Origin of the sequence: Citrobacter pasteurii, assembly GCF_019047765.1 — a bacterium.
GTDB lineage: Bacteria > Pseudomonadota > Gammaproteobacteria > Enterobacterales > Enterobacteriaceae > Citrobacter > Citrobacter pasteurii.
Genome location: NZ_CP077262.1, coordinates 190,815 through 212,970 on the forward strand (window position 1 = coordinate 190,815; position 22,156 = coordinate 212,970).

A 22,156-nucleotide genomic window follows, 5' to 3' on the forward strand; every position below is an offset into this window, starting at 1 on the left:
CCTAACGGCAGTAGCGTATTGTGGCATAAAAATAGACAATCCGGGAGTTTCTCATGACCTTTGAATGGTGGTTCGCCTACCTGCTAACCTCTATTATTTTGAGCTTGTCTCCAGGCTCTGGCGCAATCAACACCATGACCACCGCCATCAGCCACGGTTATCGCGGTGCCAGCGCGTCGATTGCGGGTTTACAGACCGGGCTGGGCATTCATATCGTTTTGGTTGGCGTGGGGCTGGGAACGCTATTTTCTCGTTCGGTGATCGCGTTTGAGGTGCTGAAGTGGGCGGGAGCGGCCTATCTGATTTGGCTGGGTATTCAGCAATGGCGGGCAGCGGGCGCTATCGATCTGAACACCATGGCGAATACGCAATCGCGCAGTCGCCTGTTCAAACGCGCGGTCTTTGTGAATCTGACCAACCCTAAAAGCATTGTTTTTCTTGCCGCCCTGTTCCCGCAGTTCATCCTGCCGCAGGCACCGCAGCTGATGCAGTACGTGGTGCTTGGCGTTACGACCATCGTGGTCGATATCATTGTGATGATCGGTTACGCGACGCTGGCTACGCGCATTGCAGGATGGATTAAAGGGCCAAAGCAAATGAAGGCGCTGAACAAAGTGTTTGGTTCACTGTTTATGCTGATAGGCGCCCTGCTGGCATCGGCAAGGCATGCCTAGAAAACTGGAATAGTGCTCGCAGTAAAATGTGAGTGTTCTGAGCATCGCTGTATGTCTTTTCGAGACTCTCCGCAAAGGGGGAAACATCTTTTATTCTGCACTGTTAGAGGCTGATAGCTAATGCCAGAATGCCGCCACTTTCACTTCTCACGGATGATGGACGATGGCGGAAGCTACGACACCCCATGACACAGTATTTAAGACCTTCCTCTCCCGCGTGGAAACCGCGCGGGACTTTATTGAACTTCATCTTCCGCCTTCGTTAATCAAAATCTGCAAACTGGAAACACTTCATCTGGAATCAGGCAGTTTTGTGGAGGACGATCTGCGCCCCTACTTCAGCGATATTCTCTACTCACTGGAAACCACCAGCGGACAAGGCTATGTACATGTGCTTATTGAGCATCAAAGCTCACCTGACAAGCATATGTCATTTCGCCTGATGCGCTACGCTATCGCAGCGATGCAGCGTCATCTTGAGGCTGGAAACGACACTCTACCGCTGGTGATTCCAGTGCTCTTTTACCATGGCAAGCAAAGCCCATGGCAAGGCTCAATGAACTGGCTGGATCACTTTGAGGATTCGGGAACCGCCCTTCAACTTTACAGCACACCGTTTCCGTTGGTGGATGTGACGGTTATTCCCGACGATGAGATCATGCAGCATCGCAGTATGGCGGCGCTGACATTAGTACAAAAACACATTCGCCAGCGCGACATGGCGCAGCTGCTGGATAAACTTACCCGCCTGTTTATGCTGGAGAAGATGAGCGGACAACAAATAACCGTACTGGTAAACTACATGGTGCAAGCAGGGAATACACAAGATGTTCAGACATTATTGTATCAGCTGGCACAGCGTGTGCCGCAGCATGGAGAAAAATTGATGACAATGGCGGATCAACTAAAGCAGATAGGTCGCGAAGAAGGGCGGCGCATAGCCCTCACTGATGTAGCAAAAGCAATGCTCAAGCGAGGTCTTGATACCGACGCGATTATGGAAATGACCGGCCTTTCGAAGGACGAATTACAAAAGCTTGCGCAATAAACCATACTCCGCCTGGAGCTCCCAGGCGGATAACAAACTTAGCGTGAAATAATCAGGTGAATACCGAAGCCCGCGAACAGCGCCCCGGCAAAACCGTCAATCCACTTCGCCAGGCGCTGATAGCCACGACGCATTTTCGGCAGCGCAAACAGGCTGGCGACCACGGTAAACCACGCCAGCGTTTCCACTATAATCAGGGCAAAAATCCCCCAACGCGCGCCCGTTCCCACGCTGTCGCCAACAAATAACGAGAAAACTGAGCCAAAATAGATAATGGCTTTAGGGTTCGCCAGATTGGTCAGCAGACCTTTCAAGAAGCTGCGTCCGCTCTGCGCCAGTTCAACCTGCGGTGCGGGTGCCGCAACGTCCTGTTTTTTAAACGCACCGCGCAGCATCTGATACCCCATCCAGCACAGGTACAGACCACCGCCGACCATAATAATGGTGTGCAGCCAGGCCATTTTTTCGATGATCAGGTGTAAACCGAGCAGCGCCACGCCCGCCCAGACCATGACGCCGCAGGTAATGCCCAGTACCCCCATCATCGCCTCTTTACGCGAACGGCTAACGGCCGTTTGAGAGACAAAGAAAAAATCGGGACCGGGACTCATCAGTGCAACGATATGCACCAACGCAACGGTGAAAAATAGCGTTAACATAAAAATGACTCGCGGGGGAATAGTTCAGTGAGTCACCATCCTGGCACTTTTTTGCCTGGCTGACTACTCTTCGTCGTCACCATCAACATGTGCGCGGATAAGTGCCATAAACTCTTTGCCAAAACGCTCAAGTTTACGCATTCCCACACCGTTGACACTCAGCATTTCGCTCGGTGAAACCGGCATCTGTTCAGCCATTTCAATCAGCGTGGCGTCGTTGAACACCACATACGGAGGGATATTTTCTTCATCGGCAATGGCTTTACGCAGCTTACGCAATTTGGCGAACAGTTTGCGATCGTAGTTGCCGCCGAAGGATTTCTGCATCGCGCGCGGTTTCAGCGCCACAATACGCGGCACGGCAAGCTGTAGTGGAACTTCACCGCGCAGCACCGGACGCGCGGCTTCGGTTAACTGTAACGCGGAGTGATGAGCAATATTCTGCGTCACCAGGCCCAGGTGAATAAGCTGGCGAATAACGCTCACCCAGTGTTCGTGGCTTTGCTCGCGACCAATGCCATAGACCGGCAGTTTGTCATGAGCCAGTTCGCGAATACGCTGGTTATTCGCGCCTCGCAGAACCTCGACGACATAGCCCATACCAAAACGTTGGTTAACGCGGTAGATCGTCGACAGCGCTTTACGCGCATCCATGAGTCCGTCGTACTGTTTTGGCGGATCGAGGCAAATATCGCAGTTACCGCACGGCTCCTGACGCCCTTCGCCAAAGTAGTTCAGCAGCACCAGGCGACGACAGGTTTGCGCCTCGGCAAATGCCCCCATCGCATTGAGCTTATGGCGTTCGATATCCAGCAGCTGTCCGGCGGGTTTTTCTTCGAGACAACGGCGTAGCCACGCCATATCTGCCGGATCGTAAAACAGCATCGCTTCCGCAGGCAGGCCGTCACGCCCGGCGCGGCCGGTTTCCTGGTAGTAGGACTCGATGTTGCGCGGAATATCGAAATGCACCACGAAACGCACGTTGGGTTTGTTGATCCCCATGCCGAACGCCACGGTTGCCACCACGATTTGCAGATCATCGCGCTGGAATTTCTCCTGCACCTCGGCGCGTACGGCATTTTCCAGCCCGGCATGATAAGCCCCGGCGCTGATGCCACGGCTTTGCAGACGCGCGGCGGTGTCTTCTACCTTGGCGCGACTGTTACAGTAGATAATGCCGGACTTACCGCGCTGCTCTTGCACATAGCGCATCAGCTGATCGAGCGGCTTAAACTTCTCCATCAGCATGTAGCGAATATTTGGGCGGTCAAAGCTGCTGATCTGAATTAACGGGTCGTTGAGCCCCAGCAGACGCACAATGTCCAGCCGGGTGGTTTCGTCCGCGGTCGCGGTCAGCGCCACAAACGGCAGGGTTGGGAAACGTTGACGCAACTGTCCCAGCGCCGCGTATTCCGGGCGGAAATCATGTCCCCACTGCGAAATACAGTGCGCTTCATCAACCGCCAGCAGCACCGGATTCCAGTGCGCCAGATTTTCAAGGAAGTTATCCAGCATCAGGCGTTCAGGCGCAATGTACAACAGGCGAATCTGCCCGCTGCGACAGCCAGCCATCACCTCAAGCTGCTGTTCACGGCTTTGGGTAGAGTTCAGACACGCTGCCGCAACGCCGTTTGCTAATAATTGGTCGACCTGATCTTTCATCAGGGAAATAAGCGGCGAGACAACAACGGTGAGTCCGTTGAGCAATAATGCGGGAATCTGATAGCACAGGGATTTACCGCCACCGGTCGGCATAACGACCAGGCAGTCGCGACCAGAGAGCACGGTATCAATGATTTCTTCCTGACCAGGGCGAAACTGTTGGTAGCCAAAGGTTTCCTGCAAAACCTGCTTAGCGCCCATTTCCAGATTCAACACTTCCGCCTGCGCCACATTAACCCCATTAGCCTGAAATAAAAACAGGCGCTATTTTCAGCGCCTGAGAGAGAAACTGCAATGATTAAAATACTCTCAATACCAGTCAGAAGATATCGTTGAGCATCACGCCCACGCCAACGCGGGTCTGATTGAAGTTATAGTCAATCAGCGATTCGCCGTAACCGCTGTAAACCTGGGTGTAAAGACGCACATGCTTCGTAATGGGGTAACTGACACCCAATTCAGCGCCGCCGTAACCGGTATTCCAGTTGTACTGACCTTTCGCACTTAAGACGGCGTCACCGAGGTGATAACCCAGTTTGAGCTGATAGTAGCCCATATATTTGGTGATGTCGGGGTTATCGTCGGTGCTGCCGATGACGTACCACGGTTTAACCTCCACCAGCCAGTTACCATTTTCAGCCATCAGACGAGTGTACAGACGGTTCCAGCTACGCGAGGTCGGATCGGAACGACCGTTGGAGTCATGGTTGTACCCCATTTCGACATCGCGGAGCGTCCAACCGGCAAAGCGATAATCGGTGGCGAAACCGAGGAACAATTGCGGTTCATAATTGGTTTCGCGAAACGGGGAAGACTCTTCGCTATTCGAAAGCTGCCACCAGGATTTCTGGGTATAGGAGCCACCAAGCACCGAGTTCGGGCCTAAAATCCCGCGCCAAAGCGGAAACGCTAGGCTTAGCTGAAACTTAACCTCATCTTTGCGCGCATTTTCGGACCAGCTATAGCTGCTGATCGCCTCTTTGTTCATGTCGCTGGTATTGGTGTAGATAAGATAGTTAGTGTCATAGGGGTACAGCGTGAAAGGATTGTCATGCTCCTGCAGCATGTTGGCGATAATACTGCCTCGAACCGCCGGTGCATCATGAATCTCTTTCACTGTCGCTTCCTGCGCATACGCGGTCAACGGCAGCATGACTGCTGGTAGTAACCATCCCAGAATCGCCCGCATCGGTACTGTTCTCCTGAACCAAAATATTGATGAATTGTATAATTATCTGGCAGGTATTCTATACCCTAAATAATTCAAATTGCAGGAAGGCGGCAAGTCTGTAAACCCCAGGAGCTTACTAAAGTAAGTGACTGGGGTGAGCAGGCGCTGCCAACGCACATGCAACTTGAAGTATGACGGGTATACATACTTAGCGAGTTCCTCGTTAATCATCCCGTCCCAAAGTAGAAAACAACAAATAATAAGCATAATATCAACATTTCATTAACCATTGAGATGTAGGGATCGTATGTCTGCCGTACTTACTGCTGAGCAAGCGCTGAAATTAGTGGGTGAAATGTTTGTCTATCATATGCCGTTTAACCGGGCGCTGGGACTGGAGCTTGAACGCTATGAGAAAGAATTTGCTCAATTAGCCTTTAATAACCAACCGATGATGGTAGGTAACTGGGCGCAAAGTATTTTGCATGGCGGCGTGATCGCCTCGGCGCTGGACGTCGCCGCCGGGCTGGTGTGCGTTGGTAGTACGCTGACCCGCCATGAGACGATCAGCGAGGACGAACTGCGTCAGCGGATGTCACGCATGGGAACCATCGATTTGCGCGTCGATTACCTGCGCCCGGGGAGAGGGAATCGCTTTACCGCCACCAGCAGCCTGCTGCGGGCGGGTAATAAAGTCGCTGTAGCGCGCGTGGAACTGCATAACGAAGAACAGCTTTATATTGCCAGCGCAACCGCCACTTATATGGTGGGGTAAGCGGCCAAAAAAAGGTAAACTGCGGTTACATTTCTGCAATGAGTTTTCCCGATGGATGCTAAGCAAACGCGGCAGGGCGTGTTACTCGCTCTTGCTGCTTATTTTATTTGGGGTATCGCACCTGCCTACTTCAAGCTGATTTACTATGTCCCGGCGGATGAAATCCTGACGCACCGCGTCATCTGGTCATTTTTCTTCATGGTGGTGCTGATGAGCATCAGCCGCCAGTGGTCGGGTGTCAAAACGCTACTACAAACGCCAAAGAAAATCTTCTTGCTGGCGCTCTCTGCGGTGCTCATCGGCGGAAACTGGCTGCTGTTCATTTGGGCGGTCAATAATCACCATATGCTGGAAGCCAGCCTCGGCTATTTTATTAACCCGCTGGTGAATATTGTGCTGGGAATGCTTTTCCTCGGCGAACGCTTTCGTCGCATGCAGTGGCTGGCGGTACTGTTAGCCGCCTGCGGCGTACTGGTACAGCTATGGACCTTCGGATCGCTGCCAATCATCGCGCTGGGACTGGCGTTCAGCTTTGCTTTTTATGGTCTGGTGCGCAAGAAGATTGCCGTAGAAGCGCAAACCGGCATGCTGATCGAAACCCTGTGGCTCTTGCCCATTGCGGCAATCTATCTGTTTGGTATTGCGGACAGCCCAACCAGCCATATGGGGCAAAACCCGATGTCGCTCAATCTGCTGCTGATTGCTGCGGGTGTCGTGACCACCATACCGCTGCTGTGCTTTACCGGCGCGGCAACCCGCCTGCGTCTGTCGACGCTGGGTTTTTTCCAGTACATTGGCCCTACGCTGATGTTCCTGCTGGCGGTAACGTTCTACGGTGAAGTACCGGGTGCGGACAAGATGGTGACCTTCGCGTTTATCTGGGTCGCGCTGGCGATTTTCGTAATGGATGCGATTTATACACAACGACAAGTTCGTCGGAGCTAGGGGATTGCCGGATGGCGCTTCGCTTATCCGGCCTACAAAAGCACATCACCGTAGGCCGGATAAGTCACAGCCCTTACAACCAGTTCTTGCGCTTAAAGTACAGATACGGCGCCAGACCCGCGAGCATCATAAAGACAATCGCCCCAGGATAACCGAAGCTCCAGTGCAGTTCCGGCATGAACTCAAAGTTCATCCCATAGCTGGAAGCCACCAGCGTCGGCGGCAGGAACACCACAGAAACCACTGAGAAGATCTTGATGATGCGGTTCTGCTCAATGTTGATAAAGCCCATCGCCGCCTGCATCAGGAAGTTAACCTTCTGGAACAGTGATTCGTTGTGCGGCAGCAGGGATTCGATATCGCGCAGGATTTCACGCGCCTGCTCCAGTTGGCTGCCCGGCAACCGCGCTTTACGCACCAGGAAGTTCAGCGCACGCTGGGTATCCATCAGACACAAGCGTACCTTCCAGCCGATATCTTCCAGTTCCGCCAACGTCGAAAGCGCTTCGTCATATTCATCGCCCTGACGCCCTTCCATGATCACACGACTGAGTTTTTCCAGGTCGCTATAGATGTTTTCGATCTCATCCGCCAGCTGTTCAATTTTGGTTTCGAACAGGTCGAGCAACAGCTCGTAGGCGTTGCCATCCACCATCGCCTGGTTACGCGCACGCATGCGATACAGACGAAAGGCCGGCAATTCGCGCTCACGCAGGGTAAACAGGCGACCTTCGCGAATAGTAAATGCGACGGTTGAGTTACCCGCGTGATCGTCAGCGTCTTCATAAAAGAAGAAGGAGTGAATGTGCAAGCCGTCTTCGTCTTCAAAAAAACGCGCGGATGCTTCGATGTCTTCCAGTTCAGGGCGCGTAGCCAGATTCTGGCCCAAGTCCTTTTGCACACGGTTTCGTTCTTCGTCATCCGGCTCGACTAAATCGACCCAAACCGAACTGGCCAGGTGCTCGATCTCGTCTGCCTCAAGGCGAGTTAAACGATTGTTTTCCAGTTGAAATGCGCTCAGCATGACCGGGACTCCCAATGCAAAAAATTATCGGACAGTTCGGAGGGCACACAGAAACAAATTGGGTTTCAGACCATTAAACAGCCTGACTCAGCGCGACGGGAAAAAACAGAAGGTCGCTGACAACCGCGAAGGCTATCAGCAAAAAGGGATAGCCTTAGGAGTTGATCCTGGATGACAGGATAATGAGCCAGTATCTACTGGGTGTGTCCAAGGCGAATGTCCTCTTAGCGTAATCGTGCGCGCATGTTACGCCAGCAAAATTTTGACGTCAACACGCAACGAAACGCTAGCCTGGATAAATTACCTTCTCATCAGTAAGGCTAGCAGATCGTTACAAAATAATGATATTTTTCTGAAAGTTATACCGTTTCAAGTCGGGCATAGGCCGCGACCAACCATTTGATCCCCTGCCCCTGAAACGCGACCTGCAAACGACTGTGCTCGCCGCTGCCTTCCAGATTGACAATAGTGCCCTCGCCAAACTTGGCATGGCGCACGCGCTGGCCAAGCTTGTAGCCGGTATCGTTTTCCGCCATTGGCGTGCCCATTCGCTGATGGCTCACCGGACGACTGACCGTGGCGCGCAGACGTACCTCTTCAACACACGCCTCCGGCAGTTCACCAATAAATCGCGACGGGCGATGGTAAACCTCTTTGCCGTACAGACGACGCGTTTCGGCGTAGGTCAGCGTCAGTTTTTGCATCGCACGGGTTACGCCGACGTAGGCCAGGCGGCGTTCCTCTTCGAGACGTCCGCCTTCGTCCAGCGACATCTGGCTGGGGAACATGCCTTCTTCCATGCCGACGATAAACACCTGCGGGAACTCCAGACCTTTCGCCGAGTGCAGGGTCATCAGTTGCACCGCGTCCTGCCAGGTATCCGCCTGCCCTTCGCCCGCCTCCAGCGCGGCGTGAGACAGGAACGCCTGCAGCGGCATTAAATCTTCGTCTTCTTCGTTGTAGCTGAACTGGCGCGTTGCCGTTACCAGTTCGTCTAAGTTTTCAATACGCGTCTGGCCCTTCTCGCCTTTTTCCTGCTCGTACATCATGCGCAGCCCGGAGTCTTTAATCACCCGGTCAGTCTGCACGTGCAGCGGCATATCGGCGGTCTCCTGCGCCAGGGCATCAATCAGTTCCATAAAACGCTGTAAGGCGCTGGCGGCACGACCCGCAAGGGCTTTTTCCTGCAACAGTTCACGACAGGCCTGCCACAGCGTTAGCTGGCGGTCACGTGAGGTCTGGCGCACCACATCCAGCGTACGATCGCCAATCCCGCGCGTCGGTGTATTCACCACGCGTTCAAACGCCGCGTCGTCATTACGGTTAGCGATCAGGCGCAGGTAGGAGAGCGCATCTTTGATTTCCTGGCGTTCGAAGAAGCGCATCCCGCCATAAATACGGTACGGCATGCTGGCTTGTAACAACGCTTCCTCCAGTACGCGCGACTGGGCGTTGCTGCGGTACAGAATAGCGCATTGTTCAAGCGCGCCGCCGTTGTCCTGCCAGGTCTTGATGCGGTTAACGACAAAGCGCGCTTCATCGAGTTCATTGAATGCGCAGTACAGCGAAATCGGTTCACCGTCGACGCCATCGGTCCACAGCTTTTTACCCAGACGCCCGTTGTTGTTCTCAATCAGGGCGTTAGCCGCGCTGAGGATATTGTTGGTCGAGCGGTAATTCTGCTCCAGGCGAATGGTTTCTGCGCCCGGGAAATCTGTGAGGAAGCGCTGGATGTTTTCTACCTGCGCCCCGCGCCAGCCGTAGATCGACTGGTCGTCATCACCCACGATCATCACTTTGCCGGTGTCGCCCGCCAGTAAGCGGATCCAGGCGTATTGAATGTTGTTGGTATCCTGGAATTCGTCCACCAGGATATTGGTAAAGCGTTCGCGATAGTGCTGCAGAATATGCGGTTTGTTGAGCCACAGTTCATGGGCGCGCAGCAGCAGCTCGGCGAAATCCACCAACCCGGCGCGATCGCACGCTTCCTGGTAAGCCTGATACACTTTCTGCCAGGTTTGCTCAACCGGGTTGCCATAGCTCTGCAGATGGTGCGGGCGCAGCCCTTCGTCTTTCTGACTATTGATAAACCACATCGCCTGACGCGGCGGCCACTGCTTCTCATCCAGGTTCATCGCTTTGATCAGGCGCTTGAGCAGACGCAACTGGTCTTCGCTGTCGAGGATCTGGAAATCCTGCGGCAGGTTGGCATCCATATGGTGCGCGCGCAACAGACGGTGCGCCAGACCGTGGAACGTACCCACCCACATACCGCCCTGGCTGGTTCCCATGATCTGACCAATACGGTGGCGCATTTCCGCCGCCGCTTTGTTGGTAAAGGTTACTGCCATAATGGAGTATGGCGAGTTGTTCTCTACCGTCAGTAACCAGGCGATACGGTGCACCAGCACGCGCGTTTTACCACTCCCCGCGCCTGCCAGAACCAACATGTTGCTGCGTGGCGCGGCCACAGCCTGGCGCTGTTCGTCATTGAGGCTATCGAGCAGGTAAGAAACGTCCATTGGCACCGCCGGAATCAACAGGGCCCAGCCGGACCCCTGGGAATTTATACAGAGTTGTTGGTGATTATATCAGCGAGGTCAGAGATGCCAACTGTGAAATTTCGATATGCGGCAGCAAACGACTATCTGCGGTGTGCATCAGGTCGGCATTTTCCGGTTTGATCCAGCAGGCCTGCATACCACAACGGATGGCGCCCGCGACGTCTGTCATCAGGTCATCGCCCACGTGCAGAATCTCGCCAACGGGCATGTTCAGTTTTTCCGCCGCCAGCGCGTACATGTCGCTGAACGGTTTTGATCGTCCGTCGGGACCGGCGCGCAGCACAAACTCAAAATAATCGCCCAGGCCAAACAGTTCCGGCTGCGCGTTACCGTTGGTAATCGCCACCAGCGGCCATTTGCGGGCCAGCGCCTTCAGCGTGTCATGCGTCGCCTGCGGGACATCAATACGGCTACGCCATTTGGCGAAATTCATCATCGCCGCATTCGCTCCCATTCTGGCTTCTGCCGCTGACAACCCCGCCTCCAGCATAGCGCGCTCTACAGCACGGTGACGCCATTGGGTAACGTCGTGGTAGATTTCCGGCTCGGCGTCGCGAACGGCCTGACGTAAGCGCTGGAGGTCGCTATTTTGCAGCGAACTCAGCGCCGGATGGTAATTCTGTACAAACGCGAGCGCTTCCTGCTCGGTGCGTGTGATAACGGGACGGTTATCGTAAAGGGTGTCATCAAGGTCAAAGGTGAGCGCAGAAATGCGCCCCAAAGGCCGGTAAAAACGCATTATTTCCCCCGTTTGGCGCGCGGATGCGCCGCATCGTACACTGAAGCCAGGTGTTGAAAATCAAGATGGGTATAGATTTGGGTCGTGGAGAGATTGGCATGACCCAATAACTCCTGCACGCCACGCAGATCGCCGCTCGACTCCAGCATATGCGTCGCAAAGGAGTGGCGTAATTTGTGGGGATGTACGTGGCTGTTCAGCCCCTGCCTGATACCCCATTCAGCAAAGCGTTTCTGCACGTTCCGCGCCGAGATACGTTTGCCCAGTTTTGACAAAAATAGCGCATCGTCATCGCTGCCAAATAGCCCGCGCAGATCCAGCCAGTGTTCAATCCACGCCACCGCATTGCGGCCAATCGGCAGACGTCGCTCTTTGCTGCCTTTACCCATCACCCACACTTCACCGGTGTCGAGATCGAGATGTTTAATATCCAGCCCAACCAGTTCAGATAAACGCAGTCCCGCGCCGTACATCACTTCCAGCATCGCGCGGTCGCGCACGGCGAGGGGATCGTTGAGATCGATATCCAGCAGGCGATTAACGTCGTCGACATCGATATTTTTAGGCAGATGACGCGGTGCTTTGGGTGCGGAAACGCTTTTTGCCGGATTGGCTTTCAGCTCGCCCTGATTAACCAGCCAGTCGAAGAAACTGCGTAACGCGGAAAGTCGCAAAGCCAGGCTCGCCGGTCCCAACCCTTTACGGCGACTGCGCACGGCAAAACTACGAACCATGAGCGCATCACACTGCTGCCAGCTTTTCAGACCGGTTTCACCGGCTAAAGCGATAATGGCATCAAGCTGACGCTGATAATTAAGCAAGGTGATCGGGCTAAGCTGGCGCTCAACGCCCAGATAGCGCAGAAAGCGCGCCACATCCTGAGAAAGGGGTGAATCGGTCATATGCGTTCAATCCAGCGCTCCAACAGCTCCGGCAACATCAGCGAGATTTCCTGCAATAACTGTGTTCCTTGCCCTTGCTGGTAATGATTAACGTCACGACTGCTGAACAACATCACGCCAAGGGATCCATCCTGCCCGAGCATCGACATCGCCACCGAGCCGATGGCTTTCGCTTCCGGCATCATGATCAACAGTTCCGGGCCGTGGAGTGGCCCAAGGTAGTGCTGTGACTGACCAAGACGCTGAATGCGCAGCGGTTCGAAAGCCTGGCGGCTTAATGCCAGATGGGTGAATTTTGAGGGCGCGCCAAGTCGCCAGCGATCCGGGAACAAACGAACCGTCGCTCCCGCCAGCCCTAACTCACGCGCCCAGCGATGAAGTCGCATCAGCATGTCGTCGAGACTGTTCGCGGACACCAGTCGTCCTTGCAGATTTAACAGTCGATAGAACAGGCTTTCGTTGGCATTCGCTTGTTCCATCAACAACGCCATATTCTCTTCCAGCACGTTGATATGATTGCGTGCCCGAGCCATATGCCATTCAACTAAAGAGACCGTACCCCGCACCGGGTGCGGGACGCGCATCGCTTCAACCGCTTGAGCATTACGGATAAAAAACTCAGGATTACGTTGCAGATAATCGACGACCGCCCGGTCGTCCAGTTCCATGAGCGTTTCCTGTAGTTCTTCCCCTGGTTGCTTCATAAGTGAATAAATCCGTCGTAGACATGTGCCGCCGGGCCAGTCATATATAACGGATGACCCGGACCTTTCCAGGCGATATCAAGTCGGCCGCCCGGTAATTCCACCCTCACTTCATCTGCCAGCAGGCCCTGCTGAATACCGACAGCGACAGCCGCACACGCGCCGCTGCCACAAGCCTGCGTTTCACCCGCACCACGCTCATAGACGCGCAGTCGGATATGCTCGCGCTTCACCACCTGCATAAAGCCAATATTAGCGCGTTCAGGGAAGCGTTCATGGCTTTCCAGAACCGGCCCCAGTGTTTCTACCGTGGCTGTATCAACATCATCAACCTGAATTACGCAGTGCGGATTACCCATTGAAACCACGCCGCACAATACTGTCTGCTCGGCCACTCGCATAATATAGGTCTTCTCTGCTTTATTGGCACGGAAAGGAACCTGCGAGGGTTCAAAGTTGGGTTCCCCCATGTTGACCCGCACCAGCTCATCATCCGTTACGCTTAATACCATGCGGCCATTCGCAGTACTGACACGAATATCACGCTTATTGGTCAGCCCTTTCAGGCGCACAAAGCGGGCAAAGCAACGAGCGCCATTGCCACACTGTGACACTTCACTGCCATCAGCATTAAAAATGCGGTAATGGAAATCCAGCTCCGGATCGTACGGCGGCTCGACGACCAGCAGTTGATCGAACCCAACACCCAGATGTCTGTCAGACAAGCGACGGATCAGCTCGGGTGAGAAAAAGACATTCTGCGTTACCGCGTCGACGACCATAAAATCGTTGCCAAGGCCATGCATTTTAGAGAATTGCATCATTCACTCCGTTCACGCGGGTACAGAAACTTACCGTCAGTAATTCACCTGAGAAGGTCCATCACTGATTCCACGATCGTTTTTATCCGGCGTCGTAGATTGTGCTGGTGACTGAATGCTCTTCGTCGGAGGCGGCGCGTTTTTGTCTGCTGGCGGGAAATAGAGAGGTCCCTTCAGACCACAGCCCGTCAGGCTGAACAGTGTAAAAAGTACAGCGAGTGCCTGAAACACGTTTTTCATTATGGATTGCCTGTAAGTTCATGCTTTCTGTTTTCTATCATCGCAGGAGAAGGCGTAAAAGCAAGAGTTTGGCTAAAAACTGCAACGTGATTTATTCCGCGTTATACTGCGACCATCACGAAAAACAGGATAAAAAAATGAACGACAGTGAATTTCATCGCCTTGCCGACACCCTGTGGATGACCATTGAAGAGCGCCTGGACGACTGGGATGGCGACAGCGATATCGATTGTGAAATCAACGGCGGCGTGCTGACCATCAGCTTCGAAAACGGCAGCAAAATTATTATTAACCGTCAGGAGCCGCTGCACCAGGTGTGGCTGGCGACCAAACAGGGCGGCTACCACTTTGATCTGAAAGGCGACGAGTGGATCTGCGATCGTAGCGGCGAAACGTTCTGGGATCTGCTGGAACAGGCGGCAACGCAACAAGCGGGTGAAGAGGTTAGCTTCCGTTAAGTTGTAGTGCCGGATGCGCTTCGCTTATCCGCCCTGGGTATGTCGCGCATTTGTAGGCCGGATAAGGTGTTTACACCGCCATCCGGCACTATGCTTAAGAGAAATACTGCTGCAACTGCGGCGCGTCGTTGTCCTGATTGACGGGCGGAACAGCGCTAATCGGCTGGGTGCGGAACGGAATCACCTGCGCGCGCCCGTCGGTTTTCACAATCTGATAGAACTGCGGCAGGTTAAAGTTGATGAAGCTGGAGCCGTAGGTAAAACGATCGTGCGACGATGAGTAGAAACGGCTGACGTCGCGTACCAGTTCCTCTTTACTACCTTCGCAGTGGTGATACACCTCGGCCCGATTGCTTTCGTCCAGAATGTAGATATTAAAGCCCTGCTCATCACCCGTCTCTTCAAAAAAGAACTGAATGATCCCTTCGCTGGCAAAACCGTCCACCACCGACGGCAATTTCACATGGTTGGTCTCAACCTGGACGGAAAGACCGTGCAGTTTGTTGTGCGAAATCGCGCCATAGAATTCAATCGCGTTTTCCAGCTTCTGTACCGAGACATTCAGGCGTTCGAAGAACAGCCCCCACGTCTGGCCGGAAACACGCAGTGCTTTAAAGCGTCCGGTTTCCTGGCGCGTACTGGACAGGCGTAATTCGATGCACTCAGACACCAGTTGCTGTACGCGGGTACGAATTAAACCGCGCAGATGCTGGCTATAGCAGAAGACCTCAACGCTATCCGGCGGCGCGGCATCCTGATGCATTTTGCCCAGAATCGTTTTTAACGCTTCAATCATCGCCTGCTCGCCGTTGAAGTGCAGGGTTCGCACTTCATTCCACGAGTTGCGATACAGCAGGTCTACGCTACCCACCAGGCAATTTTGCTCTTCGCCAAAGCTGAAGACATCCAGCTTACGGAAATCAAAATGCACCACCTGATTGCGGAATGCCGCCGTCGGGTCATATTCGAGGTTAACAATAATCGCCAGATGGCGAATTTCGCACGGGCTGTACAGCGCTTTTGGCGTCGGTGCCGGCAGACGCAGCGGGAAGTGGTGCGACACATCGGCAACCATTTCCTGCAGCTTCGGCAAATCAACGATGCCGTTGCCCTTAATGAACAAATGCGTACGCGAGGTCAGCAGGCCATTAAACCACGCCCACGCTACCAGCTTATTGAGGTAGCGGTTATATTCCAGCGGCTGATGGCTGATGATCGAGTCCATGTTCGGCGCACGGTTGTAGAGATACCAACCCGAACGGTTAGCGCGACCTGGCGGCACGTGGATAAAGGTCAGATTGGGTTCTGAGAGATCCGGTGAGATCTGCGGGTTCACCAGCGTCACTTTGCCGGGCAAGGCTTCAAATGCGGCATACAGCTTACGGGTCAGCACGCCGATATCCTGCGGGCTGGCGCTGACGCTGAGGTTATTACGCCGCGCAAAGCGGATCAGGTTACGATAGCTCTGCATCATCGCATCGAGCAGTTCGTTGTGCGCTTCGCGTACCTGGTCAATTTTCCAGTTAGCGCGGTTATCCAGCATGGTCAGGCGAGCATCATCCCAGCCCCACTCTGTCACTAATTGACTTAATACTTCACGACGCCAGCCCACGCAGGCGCGTTCACGGCTCAGTTTCTCACAGACTTTTAAGTAGAAACATCGACGCACTAAATCCAGACGCGTCGGGTCTTCGATCGCCGTGAGGTATTCGGTCACGCGCTCCAGCATCATGCAGTATGGGTCGAGACCAAAAGAGACAATCTCGCCGTCGTGCAGGCGCTGTTTAATGTCTTTCGCCAACAGGCGTGGATTGGGGTATTCCCAGGAATACGCTTCCAGCAGCAGCGTTTTCAGCACCGCTTTGTACGGGGAGTCGATACTCTTGTACAGCTGCCAGAGGCTGGCGCCAAAATACTCTTCGGCAGAGAGCGAACTGAGCCCGCCGAGATCCAGCCATTCATTTGGCGTTAGCACCCCTTGTGCGTAGAGCGTCATGACGTAATCGTCGTAGTGCTCTTCTTCGTCGCCCGGCACCATATTCCACAGAATACGTTTACCCGCGAGGCGCACAGCGGTGCGATAGAATTCATCCAGCAACAGGATATGCTGCGTCGAGCCACAGTCTTCCCCCCCCAGACTGCCGCTTTCATTGTGACGGAAACGGTTTTCATCAATCAGGAAGAAACTGACTTCCACGCCCAGCGAAGCGGCCCAACTTTCCAGCAGGCTGCATTTACGTTGCAGCAACTGCCGCTCTTCGCTATCCAGCCAGGATTGATGGCAGACCCAGATATCAAGGTCAGACGAACAGCTTTGCCCTACCGAAGAGGTACTGCCCATCGAGTAAACGCCAGTGATCGGCAGTTCGCCCTTCGGCGGGTCCTGCGGCGACATGCCGCGGTACAGTTCCAGCTCGTTCAGGTAGTGGCGTTGGGTTTCATCAGGCGTGTAAAGGCATATGCCTTTGGGAACGTTACCATCGAGGTAACCCGGCATCAGCGGATGGTGGTAGTGCAATAATGTCGGCAGCAGACTGTATACCTGCTGGAAAGCAGGTCCCATGGCAGCAAGCGCGCGATCCACACGCAGTTGATTTATGGCATCCAGTCTCTGTTTCAGAGTCTCAATATAGAGGTACAAGACGTATCGCCTGATGTTGCATCCATCATGGTGTCGATAGCGGCGGCGCAAACGCTCACCACCCTCGCTCATCAATCCGGATAAACCGTATGTCAAAAATAACCGTTACCTTTTTCCCCTGCACTTTTATTAGTTACAGATGAAAAAATGGTCTAAAACGTGATCAATTTAACACCTTGCTCATTGACCGTAAAGAAAGATGCGCTACATACAAGTGTAGCACCGTTCGTTACGTGTAAATTCCTTCATACGGTCGGGAGGTTTCTCGTCATTAATCACTGCCAGTGATGATGCAGCGCCTTTTCCTCTCACTTACGTTTGAGCGTAACGCTGACATCCCTTTGATAAGGATGTTAGGATGGTCAATGATTGATAATGACGGTAACAAGCATGTTAGACAATGTTTTGAGAATTGCCACACGCCAAAGCCCCCTTGCGCTCTGGCAGGCACATTATGTCAAAGACGCCTTAATGGCAAACCACCCCGGTCTGATCGTGGAACTGGTTCCTATGGTAACCCGTGGCGACGTGATTCTGGATACCCCGCTGGCGAAGGTCGGGGGGAAAGGGTTATTTGTTAAAGAGCTGGAAGTCGCACTGCTGGAAAAACGCGCAGACATCGCCGTGCATTCCATGAAGGATGTGCCGGTCGAATTTCCTGAGGGTCTTGGGCTGGTTACTATTTGCGAGCGTGAAGATCCGCGTGATGCTTTTGTCTCCAATAAGTACAACACGCTGGATGAGCTGCCAGCAGGTAGCATCGTTGGAACGTCCAGCTTACGTCGCCAGTGCCAATTGGCAAAACAGCGCCCGGATCTCATCATCCGCTCACTGCGCGGCAACGTAGGCACTCGCCTGAGCAAACTGGACAACGGCGACTACGACGCCATTATTTTGGCCGTCGCCGGATTAAAACGCTTAGGACTGGAGTCGCGAATCCGCGCAGCACTGGCACCAGAAGTGTCTCTGCCTGCGGTCGGACAAGGCGCGGTGGGGATCGAATGTCGACTCGACGATCAGCGCACTCAGGCACTGTTAGCGCCACTCAACCATGAAGAAACAGCCCTGCGCGTAAAAGCAGAACGTGCCATGAACACCCGCCTGGAAGGGGGATGTCAGGTGCCTATCGGCAGTTATGCCGAACTCATCAACGGTGAGATTTGGCTGCGGGCGCTGGTTGGCGCGCCTGACGGTTCACAGATGGTATGTGGAGAACGTCGTGGCGCCGCGCAGGATGCTGAACAAATGGGCATATCTCTGGCAGAAGAGCTGCTGGAAAACGGTGCTCGCGCCATTCTGGCTGAAGTTTATAACGGAGATGCCCCCGCATGAGTATTCTGGTCACCCGCCCATCTCCCGCTGGGGAAGAGTTAGTGAGCCGTCTGCGCACACTGGGGCAGGTGGCCTGGAGTTTTCCGCTCATCGAGTTTTCACCTGGTCGGGAACTGGCAACACTTGCTTCCCGACTGTCGGCGCTGACGGAGAACGATCTGGTCTTCGCCCTCTCGCAGCACGCCGTTACCTTTGCCGATGCCGAGCTTCAGCAGCAAGAGAAAAGCTGGCCATCCCTTCCGCGATATTTTGCCATTGGCCGTACAACGGCGCTGGCGCTGCATACTGTCAGCGGCTTCAATATTCACTACCCTCTGGATCGGGAAATTAGCGAAGTCTTGCTACAATTACCTGAATTACAAAATATTGCGGGAAAACGCGCGCTTATATTACGCGGCAACGGTGGCCGTGAGCTGATAGGTGAAACCCTGACGGCACGCGGAGCCGATGTCGATTTTTGTGAATGTTATCAACGCAGTGCAAAATATTACGATGGTGCAGAAGAAGCGATGCGCTGGCAATCCCGTGGCGTAACCACGGTGGTCGTCACTAGCGGAGAGATGCTACAACAGCTCTGGACGCTTATTCCACAGTGGTATCGTGAGCACTGGTTACTACGCTGTCGGCTGCTGGTCGTCAGTGAGCGTCTGGCGCACCTCGCCCGGGAACTGGGCTGGCAAGATATTAAGGTCGCTGATAACGCCGACAACGATGCGCTACTACGCGCATTACAATAACTCTCATAATGGGATGCCATAATGACGGAACAAGAAAAATCCTCCGCCGTGGTTGAAGAGACCAGGGAGGCCGTGGAAACCACGTCACAGCCAGTTAATACTGAAAAAAAGAGTAAAAACAGCACGGCGCTGATTCTGAGCGCTGTGGCGATTGCTATTGCACTGGCAGCAGGCGTTGGGCTGTACGGCTGGGGAAAACAACAGGCAACAACACAAACGGCAACCAGCGATGCGCTGGCGAACCAACTGACGGCACTGCAAAAAGCGCAGGAAAGCCAAAAAGCTGAGCTGGAAGGTATTATTAAGCAGCAGGCAACACAGCTGGATGAAGCCAATCGCCAGCAGACTGCGCTGGCCAAACAGCTTGATGAGGTTCAGCAAAAAATCGCCACTATCTCCGGAAGCGATGCCAAAACCTGGCTGCTGGCGCAGGCCGATTTTCTGGTGAAACTGGCGGGGCGTAAATTATGGAGCGATCAGGACGTGACCACCGCCGCAGCGTTGCTGAAAAGCGCCGATGCCAGCCTGGCTGACATGAATGACCCCAGTTTAATTGCCGCTCGTCGCGCGATTACCGACGATATCGCCAGCCTCTCTGCGGTAACTCAGGTCGACTATGACGGCATTATCCTCAAGGTAAACCAGCTCGCTAACCAAATTGATAACCTGCGTCTGGCTGATAACGATACCGATGATTCACCGATGGATTCTGACAGCAGCGAGCTTTCCAGCTCCATTAGCGAATGGCGCGTCAATCTGCAAAAAAGCTGGCAGAACTTTATGGACAGTTTTATCACCATTCGCCGTCGTGATGAAACCGCCGTCCCGCTACTGGCACCAAACCAGGATGTTTACTTACGTGAGAACATCCGTTCACGCCTGCTAGTGGCGGCGCAAGCCGTACCTCGCCATCAGGAAGAAACATACCGCCAGGCGCTGGAAAATGTCTCCACGTGGGTTCGCGCCTATTACGATACTGACGATGCGGCGACAAAAGCGTTCCTTGAAGAGGTCGATCAACTGAGCCAGCAAAGCATCAGCATGGACGTACCGGAAACGCTGCAGAGCCAGGTTATTCTTGAGAAGCTAATGCAGACTCGTGTGCGTAATTTGCTGGCCCAGCCGTCCACATCTCCGGCTGAAGCCGCACCTGCACCAGTACCTCAGGCAGACGTACCGGCAACCGCGCCGCAGGGAGAATAATGATGCTAAAAGTATTATTGCTCTTTGTGCTGTTGATTGCCGGGATCGTCGTTGGTCCGATGATTGCTGGTCATCAGGGCTATGTTCTGATCCAGACGGATAACTACAACATCGAAACCAGCGTGACGGGTCTGGTGATCATTCTGATCGTCGCGATGGTCATTCTTTTTGCGATTGAGTGGCTGCTGCGCCGTATATTCCGTACTGGTGCGCATACCCGCGGCTGGTTCGTGGGGCGTAAACGCCGTCGTGCGCGTAAGCAGACCGAGCAGGCGCTGCTTAAACTGGCAGAAGGCGACTATCAGCAGGTTGAAAAGCTGATGTCAAAAAATGCCGATCACGCAGAACAGCCGGTGGTGAATTACCTGTTGGCGGCAGAAGCGGCTCAGCAGCGTGGTGATGAAGCCCGAGCTAATCAACACCTTGAACGCGCAGCCGAACTCGCCGGAAATGATACGATCCCGGTCGAAATCGCCCGTGTTCGCCTGCAACTGGCGCGTAATGAAAACCATGCCGCACGCCACAGCGTAGACAAACTGCTGGAAGTGACGCCACGTCATCCGGAAGTCTTGCGCCTGGCTGAACAGGCTTATATTCGCACCGGTGCGTGGAGTTCTTTGCTGGATATCATTCCATCAATGGCGAAAGCGCATGTTGGTGATGAAGAACACCGTGTGATGCTGGAACAGCAGGCATGGGTGGGTCTGATGGATCAGGTTCGCGCCGATCAGGGCAGCGAGGGGTTACGCGCATGGTGGAAAAACCAGAGCCGTAAGACTCGTCATCAGGTTGCCCTGCAGGTGGCGATGGCAGAACATCTGATTGAGTGTGACGATCACGATACGGCACAGCAAATCATCATCGATGGTCTGAAACGTCAGTATGACGACCGCCTGGTGCTGCCGATCCCACGTCTGAAAACCAACAACCCGGAACAGATAGAAAAAGTACTGCGCCAGCAAATTAAAGTGGTGGGCGACCGCCCACTGCTGTGGAGTACGCTTGGTCAGTCATTGATGAAGCACGGTGAATGGCAGGAAGCTACGCTCGCCTTCCGTGCCGCGCTTAAACAACGCCCGGATGCATACGACTACGCCTGGCTTGCCGACGCACTGGACAGGCTGCATCAGCCAGAAGAGGCGGCAACAATGCGGCGTGATGGCCTGATGTTGACCTTGCAGAACAACAACCCTCCGCAGTAACTCCCTCTTGCCCGGTGGCGTTTTGCTTACCGGGCCCACTCCCTATATGCAAATCATTCATGAAGCAGCTTGAAGGATGGCGTGTATATGCATAAAAAAACGCCCGCTCGGTAAGGAGCAGGCGTTAAACAGGTCTGTATGACAACATAAATGGGTGCTTCACTCAACGTTATGTCCATGGTGTTTGATGAAGCTAAAGCGACATCTGTCAGTGGACGATAAGCACCGTAAACGGCTCTGCATCATTCCTGAGTTTATGAGGCCTGATGGCGAACATAAGAGATGGAATGAGCATCTACACGCATATTATTACACAGCGTATGCGGTGATTGCACTGTAAAAACCAGGGATTGCGGCTTTTTAGGACTTCATGACATTTGGGGGAGAAGAGGGACAAAAGTGAAGAACAGAAAACAAAAAACCCCGCCGAAGCGGGGTTCAAAATTGGTCGGCGAGAGAGGATTCGAACCTCCGACCCACTGGTCCCAAACCAGTTGCGCTACCAAGCTGCGCTACTCGCCGTTTTACTGCTTTTTGAATTTTTAGTTCAATTCTTTAAGTCGTGGTGCGAGGGGGGGGACTCGAACCCCCACATCCTAAGGACACTAACACCTGAAGCTAGCGCGTCTACCAATTCCGCCACCTTCGCATTTCA

21 protein-coding genes and 2 tRNA genes are annotated in these 22,156 nt (G+C 53.8%); 9 read left to right on the forward strand and 14 right to left on the reverse strand.

The window, feature by feature from the left end:
• Nucleotides 1–53: 53 nt before the first annotated feature.
• Entirely contained in the window at nt 54–674 is a 621-nt protein-coding gene (gene rhtB, locus I6L54_RS00955; protein WP_005133285.1) for a homoserine/homoserine lactone efflux protein, read from the forward strand.
• A gap of 163 nt (nt 675–837) precedes the next feature.
• The gene (locus tag I6L54_RS00960) at nt 838–1,722 is read left to right on the forward strand and encodes an Rpn family recombination-promoting nuclease/putative transposase (RefSeq protein ID WP_040230081.1); all 885 of its coding nucleotides are present in this window, start codon (nt 838–840) and stop codon (nt 1,720–1,722) included.
• A 38-nt stretch (nt 1,723–1,760) separates the two neighbouring features.
• Here the strand turns inward: I6L54_RS00960 and rhtC are convergent, their stop codons facing one another.
• From rhtC to pldA, 3 genes are all read right to left on the reverse strand, one after another.
• On the reverse strand, nt 1,761–2,381 hold the full coding sequence (gene rhtC, locus I6L54_RS00965) for a threonine export protein RhtC (protein WP_038634488.1): 621 nt from the start codon (nt 2,379–2,381) through the stop codon (nt 1,761–1,763).
• Between the two features lie 63 nt (nt 2,382–2,444).
• Entirely contained in the window at nt 2,445–4,274 is a 1,830-nt protein-coding gene (gene recQ, locus I6L54_RS00970) for an ATP-dependent DNA helicase RecQ (protein WP_040230080.1), read from the reverse strand.
• 88 nt (nt 4,275–4,362) lie between these two features.
• Nucleotides 4,363–5,232: a phospholipase A gene (pldA, locus tag I6L54_RS00975; protein ID WP_003017916.1), complete on the reverse strand. Its 870-nt coding sequence runs from the start codon at nt 5,230–5,232 to the stop codon at nt 4,363–4,365.
• A gap of 289 nt (nt 5,233–5,521) precedes the next feature.
• Here pldA and yigI point away from each other — a divergent pair, with 289 nt between their 5' ends.
• Nucleotides 5,522–5,989: an acyl-CoA thioesterase YigI gene (gene yigI, locus I6L54_RS00980; protein WP_005133301.1), complete on the forward strand. Its 468-nt coding sequence runs from the start codon at nt 5,522–5,524 to the stop codon at nt 5,987–5,989.
• A 51-nt stretch (nt 5,990–6,040) separates the two neighbouring features.
• Nucleotides 6,041–6,934, forward strand: coding sequence for an EamA family transporter RarD (rarD, locus tag I6L54_RS00985; RefSeq protein ID WP_040230078.1), 894 nt, complete (start codon nt 6,041–6,043; stop codon nt 6,932–6,934).
• Nucleotides 6,935–7,007: 73 nt separating this feature from the next.
• Here the strand turns inward: rarD and corA are convergent, their stop codons facing one another.
• The 8 genes from corA to lptM all read right to left on the reverse strand — a co-directional run bounded on the left by corA (nt 7,008) and on the right by lptM (nt 13,928).
• The gene (gene corA, locus I6L54_RS00990; protein ID WP_003017920.1) at nt 7,008–7,958 is read right to left on the reverse strand and encodes a magnesium/cobalt transporter CorA; all 951 of its coding nucleotides are present in this window, start codon (nt 7,956–7,958) and stop codon (nt 7,008–7,010) included.
• Between the two features lie 154 nt (nt 7,959–8,112).
• A complete protein-coding gene (ysgD, locus tag I6L54_RS00995; RefSeq protein WP_212723238.1) occupies nt 8,113–8,169 on the reverse strand; it encodes a YsgD/CorL family protein in 57 nt (18 codons plus the stop codon).
• 148 nt (nt 8,170–8,317) lie between these two features.
• Complete coding sequence (gene uvrD / locus I6L54_RS01000; protein ID WP_003017922.1) at nt 8,318–10,480, reverse strand: DNA helicase II; 2,163 nt, start codon at nt 10,478–10,480, stop codon at nt 8,318–8,320.
• 64 nt (nt 10,481–10,544) lie between these two features.
• Nucleotides 10,545–11,261: a 5-amino-6-(5-phospho-D-ribitylamino)uracil phosphatase YigB gene (gene yigB, locus I6L54_RS01005; RefSeq protein ID WP_005133304.1), complete on the reverse strand. Its 717-nt coding sequence runs from the start codon at nt 11,259–11,261 to the stop codon at nt 10,545–10,547.
• Nucleotides 11,261–12,163, reverse strand: coding sequence for a tyrosine recombinase XerC (gene xerC, locus I6L54_RS01010; RefSeq protein ID WP_040230076.1), 903 nt, complete (start codon nt 12,161–12,163; stop codon nt 11,261–11,263). Before xerC ends, yigB begins: the two co-directional genes overlap by 1 nt.
• A complete protein-coding gene (locus I6L54_RS01015) occupies nt 12,160–12,867 on the reverse strand; it encodes a DUF484 domain-containing protein (protein WP_040230075.1) in 708 nt (235 codons plus the stop codon). The genes xerC and I6L54_RS01015 overlap by 4 nt, the downstream gene beginning before the upstream one ends.
• Nucleotides 12,864–13,688, reverse strand: coding sequence for a diaminopimelate epimerase (dapF, locus tag I6L54_RS01020; protein ID WP_040230073.1), 825 nt, complete (start codon nt 13,686–13,688; stop codon nt 12,864–12,866). The genes I6L54_RS01015 and dapF overlap by 4 nt, the downstream gene beginning before the upstream one ends.
• A gap of 36 nt (nt 13,689–13,724) precedes the next feature.
• Nucleotides 13,725–13,928, reverse strand: coding sequence for an LPS translocon maturation chaperone LptM (gene lptM, locus I6L54_RS01025; protein ID WP_005133315.1), 204 nt, complete (start codon nt 13,926–13,928; stop codon nt 13,725–13,727).
• 137 nt (nt 13,929–14,065) lie between these two features.
• Here lptM and cyaY point away from each other — a divergent pair, with 137 nt between their 5' ends.
• Nucleotides 14,066–14,386: an iron donor protein CyaY gene (gene cyaY / locus I6L54_RS01030; RefSeq protein ID WP_003828967.1), complete on the forward strand. Its 321-nt coding sequence runs from the start codon at nt 14,066–14,068 to the stop codon at nt 14,384–14,386.
• 94 nt (nt 14,387–14,480) lie between these two features.
• Here cyaY and cyaA read toward each other — a convergent pair whose 3' ends face one another.
• Nucleotides 14,481–17,027, reverse strand: a complete 2,547-nt coding sequence (gene cyaA, locus I6L54_RS01035) for a class I adenylate cyclase (protein ID WP_040230071.1) — start codon at nt 17,025–17,027, stop codon at nt 14,481–14,483.
• A gap of 390 nt (nt 17,028–17,417) precedes the next feature.
• Between cyaA and hemC the strand changes: the two genes are divergently transcribed.
• From hemC to hemY, 4 genes are read left to right on the forward strand one after another with little or no spacing between them, the layout of a single operon-like run.
• Complete coding sequence (gene hemC, locus I6L54_RS01040) at nt 17,418–18,359, forward strand: hydroxymethylbilane synthase (RefSeq protein ID WP_005133320.1); 942 nt, start codon at nt 17,418–17,420, stop codon at nt 18,357–18,359.
• Nucleotides 18,356–19,096 (forward strand): uroporphyrinogen-III synthase, encoded by a 741-nt coding sequence (gene hemD / locus I6L54_RS01045; protein WP_005133323.1) that lies wholly within the window; start codon nt 18,356–18,358, stop codon nt 19,094–19,096. The genes hemC and hemD overlap by 4 nt, the downstream gene beginning before the upstream one ends.
• A gap of 21 nt (nt 19,097–19,117) precedes the next feature.
• A complete protein-coding gene (gene hemX / locus I6L54_RS01050; protein WP_005133324.1) occupies nt 19,118–20,299 on the forward strand; it encodes a uroporphyrinogen-III C-methyltransferase in 1,182 nt (393 codons plus the stop codon).
• Nucleotides 20,300–20,301: 2 nt separating this feature from the next.
• Nucleotides 20,302–21,501 (forward strand): protoheme IX biogenesis protein HemY, encoded by a 1,200-nt coding sequence (gene hemY, locus I6L54_RS01055; RefSeq protein WP_005133325.1) that lies wholly within the window; start codon nt 20,302–20,304, stop codon nt 21,499–21,501.
• Nucleotides 21,502–21,946: 445 nt separating this feature from the next.
• Here hemY and I6L54_RS01060 read toward each other — a convergent pair.
• Both I6L54_RS01060 and I6L54_RS01065 read right to left on the reverse strand, forming a co-directional pair.
• Nucleotides 21,947–22,023: transfer RNA gene (locus I6L54_RS01060), tRNA-Pro, on the reverse strand.
• 41 nt (nt 22,024–22,064) lie between these two features.
• Nucleotides 22,065–22,150, reverse strand: a tRNA-Leu gene (locus tag I6L54_RS01065).
• Nucleotides 22,151–22,156 lie beyond the last annotated feature (6 nt).

Excerpts from the sequence above, each read along its gene's own strand:
- hemD (WP_005133323.1), top strand. The coding sequence starts at position 18,356 with ATGAGTATTCTGGTCACCCGCCCATCTCCCGCTGGGGAAGAGTTAGTG.
- I6L54_RS00960 (WP_040230081.1), top strand. The coding sequence starts at position 838 with ATGGCGGAAGCTACGACACCCCATGACACAGTATTTAAGACCTTCCTC.
- lptM (WP_005133315.1), bottom strand. The coding sequence starts at position 13,928 with ATGAAAAACGTGTTTCAGGCACTCGCTGTACTTTTTACACTGTTCAGC.
- uvrD (WP_003017922.1), bottom strand. The coding sequence starts at position 10,480 with ATGGACGTTTCTTACCTGCTCGATAGCCTCAATGACGAACAGCGCCAG.
- xerC (WP_040230076.1), bottom strand. The coding sequence starts at position 12,163 with ATGACCGATTCACCCCTTTCTCAGGATGTGGCGCGCTTTCTGCGCTAT.
- hemY (WP_005133325.1), top strand. The coding sequence starts at position 20,302 with ATGCTAAAAGTATTATTGCTCTTTGTGCTGTTGATTGCCGGGATCGTC.
- dapF (WP_040230073.1), bottom strand. The coding sequence starts at position 13,688 with ATGCAATTCTCTAAAATGCATGGCCTTGGCAACGATTTTATGGTCGTC.
- I6L54_RS01015 (WP_040230075.1), bottom strand. The coding sequence starts at position 12,867 with ATGAAGCAACCAGGGGAAGAACTACAGGAAACGCTCATGGAACTGGAC.
- corA (WP_003017920.1), bottom strand. The coding sequence starts at position 7,958 with ATGCTGAGCGCATTTCAACTGGAAAACAATCGTTTAACTCGCCTTGAG.
- rhtB (WP_005133285.1), top strand. The coding sequence starts at position 54 with ATGACCTTTGAATGGTGGTTCGCCTACCTGCTAACCTCTATTATTTTG.
- pldA (WP_003017916.1), bottom strand. The coding sequence starts at position 5,232 with ATGCGGGCGATTCTGGGATGGTTACTACCAGCAGTCATGCTGCCGTTG.
- hemC (WP_005133320.1), top strand. The coding sequence starts at position 17,418 with ATGTTAGACAATGTTTTGAGAATTGCCACACGCCAAAGCCCCCTTGCG.
- yigB (WP_005133304.1), bottom strand. The coding sequence starts at position 11,261 with ATGCGTTTTTACCGGCCTTTGGGGCGCATTTCTGCGCTCACCTTTGAC.
- rarD (WP_040230078.1), top strand. The coding sequence starts at position 6,041 with ATGGATGCTAAGCAAACGCGGCAGGGCGTGTTACTCGCTCTTGCTGCT.
- rhtC (WP_038634488.1), bottom strand. The coding sequence starts at position 2,381 with ATGTTAACGCTATTTTTCACCGTTGCGTTGGTGCATATCGTTGCACTG.
- yigI (WP_005133301.1), top strand. The coding sequence starts at position 5,522 with ATGTCTGCCGTACTTACTGCTGAGCAAGCGCTGAAATTAGTGGGTGAA.
- hemX (WP_005133324.1), top strand. The coding sequence starts at position 19,118 with ATGACGGAACAAGAAAAATCCTCCGCCGTGGTTGAAGAGACCAGGGAG.
- cyaY (WP_003828967.1), top strand. The coding sequence starts at position 14,066 with ATGAACGACAGTGAATTTCATCGCCTTGCCGACACCCTGTGGATGACC.